The sequence below is a fragment of the Polaromonas sp. P3_C2 genome (assembly GCF_056402675.1).
In genome coordinates this window covers 1-3,178 of the sequence record NZ_JBFUGX010000489.1, presented here as the reverse complement: position 1 = coordinate 3,178, position 3,178 = coordinate 1, and the positions used below count along the sequence as shown (strand labels likewise).

Here is a 3,178-nt window from a genome sequence, read left to right as displayed (position 1 = left end):
AGACGATGCCTTGCACCGCGGTGATGATGTGAGCGGCCACCAGCACCGGATCGACCGTGAGGTAGGCGTGTGCCCCGTGGCCGCCCTTGCCGGTAATCTCGATGGTGATGCGGTCGGCCGCGGCCATCATGGGGCCGGGATTGATCCCGATGGTGCCAGGCTGCATCGCGGGCCAGTTGTGCATGGCGTAAATGGCTTGCACGGGAAAACGCTCGAACAAGCCGTCCTTGATCATCGCATCGGCCCCTCCACGCCCCTCCTCCGCGGGCTGGAAAACCAGCACCGCATCGCCGGCAAAATTGCGGGTCTCTGCGAGGTAACGGGCGGCGCCTACCAGCATGGTGGTGTGCCCGTCATGCCCGCAACCGTGCATCAACCCGGCCTTGGCGGACTTCCAGCCAAACTCGTTGTGTTCTGTCATGGGAAGCGCGTCCATGTCAGCACGCAACCCGATCATGGGCTTAAAGCCGGGTTGACCGGAAGCCTTGGCTGACTGCTGACCCTTGATGACAGCCACAACACCTGTTTTCCCAACACCGGTGTGCACCTCGTCAACACCGCATAACTTGAGCGCATGCACTACCCGGCTGGAGGTGTAAACCTCTTCAAACCCGAGTTCCGGGTGGGCATGCAGGTCGCGCCGGAAGGCGGTCAGTTCGGGGTGGTATTGCGCTATTTGCGCAAAGGCCCGCCCAGAGGCACGCAGTGGAGAGGGGCGATCGGGGTTTGCAATATCTCCCGCTGCGGCAGGCTGAATGGATGAAGCACTTGGAAGATTGGCCGGAGCGCGCATGTCAGTGGAGTCCCGAGTTCAGCAGGTTAAATACTAGTCCCGAAGGGATAGCGGTGCAAATCCAGGGGTTTGTGAAACCTGCAGCAATTCCGGCGCCATTGCGGGCCTGGCCACCATGCTTGCAGTTTTGCTTTTGAAGCTGACGGGGCCGTACCATGCCTTGGTGATTTGGCGCGTGTTGTCGCTGTCAGTCATGATGGCGACACCGACCAAAGCGCCGGGCGGCTCGCCGAAGGCCTTTTGGTAGTCGGCACGAATGTCACGCTGGTAATCGAGCCAGCGATCAAGGCGGCCGGGACCGGATTCGATCACCACTTTGCGGATCCGGTCGGTCCGTGTATTGATGATCACGCTTTCTGGCGCGCTGTGAGAGCCCCAGACATACATGAGAGTCGCATAAGGCAGCGGCTCGCCTGTCAGTGCCAATGCAAGCTCTGAAAGCATGGCGTTCTTGGCGGAAAACTTCGACCTGTCACCTTCAAAGGCCAGGACCACACGCACGGGTGAATCATCGCTGTCGCGTTGCGTCATGTCCGCACCCGTAATCATCTTCGGCACCTTCCAGGAAAAGCCCAGGGTTCCAAGTTCTGCGGGCTCTATACGCAGGTTTTGCCGCAGCATGCTGGCGGCGCTGTCGGATTCACCGAGGATGGCATTGCGCCCGTCCATGCGCACAGCACGGTAGCGGGTCGACTTCTTACCCGGAAATGTGYAGTGCTGCCACTTGATGGCATCTGCGGTAGTGCTTGTGGACGACGCCGAAGTCCAGTCGACGTTCGTGCCTGCTGCAGGTGCGGAAGGTGCGAATCCCGCACAACCCGCGATAAGGAGCACGCAACCGGCAGCAAGCAAACGCAACGTGCACAGGAAAAAGTGGCGATGTAGCAATGGCATTGAGAGATTGGGGCTGACGACGATGAACCGTAGTATCTATTGCGAGTTGACTCAAATAGCAGAACCTGCGCATTTAACGCGGCAGATGCGGAAAAGTTTCACCAATTTCAACGACTCACGGCATCAAACGTGTACATGTGTCTTTCTTCACGAAAAAAGCCGCCCCGGGTTACCCCGAGACGGCTTTCAGATTCTCATCAAAAACTGGCTTAAGCCAGCTTCAGATTAGAACGTGTGGCGAACACCAGCAGCAAACACGGTTGCCTTGTCGGTACGGGTCAGGTCCGTTGCGGACTCGCCCTTGACATTGGTGTAACCGGTGTACAGCGTGGTGCGCTTGGACAGATCATAGGTACCCAGCAGGCTGTAGCCGGTGCCTTTGCGGCTCACGCCAGAGAACTCGCTCTTGGTACGGGTATAACCAGCAGCAATGGAAGCGGCGCCAAACGGAACGCTCACGCCCACTTGGTATTCCTTGTCCKTGGCATCCACACCAGCGGCGATCAGGCCCTTGGCGGTGTTATAGCTACCGACGAGCTTGGCAACGCCGAAGTCATACGTAGCGCCCAGCAAGTTGTACTTGCGGGTAGTCACGAGCGGAGATGGGGTACCTGCATTGCTGGCGGCGGAAGCGATGCTGTTGGCGCCAAGGCCGTTCGCGCCGGAGAACATCGTGCTGACACCGTTGGACTTTTCAGCCTGGTAGCCGTAACCGACCAGCAGAGGGCCATTGGCGTACTTGATGTGGGCGCTGGCGCTGCTGGAAGCAGAAACCGTTGCCGACTTGTCTTCACCAAATGCGTACATCACCGAACCGCTGAAGCCAGAGAAAACTGGGGTGTCATAACGGATGGCGTTGTTGGCACGGTTGCTGTAGTCTTGCAGACCAACACCCCACACGGTGCCGGTGGTGGCGAACGTGTTGGAGTCATACGTGTTGTTGGTAGCGCCGCGCAGCGAGTCGTAAGCGGTGTACTGGCGACCGAGGCGAACTTCACCGAAGCTGCCTTTCAGGCCCACGGAAGCGGTACGGCCAAACAGGACGCTGGTCGAAGCGGCAGCGCTGCTGCCGCCGGCGTTAGCCAAAGCACCGCTGTCAATGGCGAAGCCGCCTTCGAGGGTGAACACAGCAGCCAAGCCGCCACCGAGGTCTTCGCTACCGCGCAGGCCCCAACGCGAGCTGCTCAAACCGCTGCCGCCTTGGATGTTGTTGGAAATGCTGGTGTTGGTGGTAGCCGACTGAACTTTAACGTTCTGCTGACCAACGAATGCATCGGCAACGCCGTACAGGGTCACAGAGGATTGGGCATGTGCAACGCCAGCGGTTGCAGCGAGTGCAGCCAGGGCGATAAGAGTCTTTTTCATTGAGAGTTTCTCCAAGGTTAAACATAGGGCTCCGGCACGGGGACCATTTCAGACTTTCGCCTTTATGGCACCACCAGAGACCCGGGCCAACCCCCGTTTCGGGAAGTTGGGTCTATTGCACCAGAC

General features: G+C 59.0%; 3 protein-coding genes. All 3 read right to left on the bottom strand.

The window, feature by feature from the left end:
* The coding region (locus AC1DWI_RS17665) for an amidohydrolase (protein WP_477725328.1) at positions 1–793 on the bottom strand (793 nt) is incomplete at its 3' end.
* 33 nt (positions 794–826) lie between these two features.
* Complete coding sequence (locus AC1DWI_RS17660; protein WP_477725327.1) at positions 827–1,687, bottom strand: DUF3047 domain-containing protein; 861 nt, start codon at positions 1,685–1,687, stop codon at positions 827–829.
* A gap of 225 nt (positions 1,688–1,912) precedes the next feature.
* Positions 1,913–3,052, bottom strand: coding sequence for a porin (locus AC1DWI_RS17655; RefSeq protein WP_477725326.1), 1,140 nt, complete (start codon positions 3,050–3,052; stop codon positions 1,913–1,915).
* Positions 3,053–3,178: the final 126 nt, after the last annotated feature.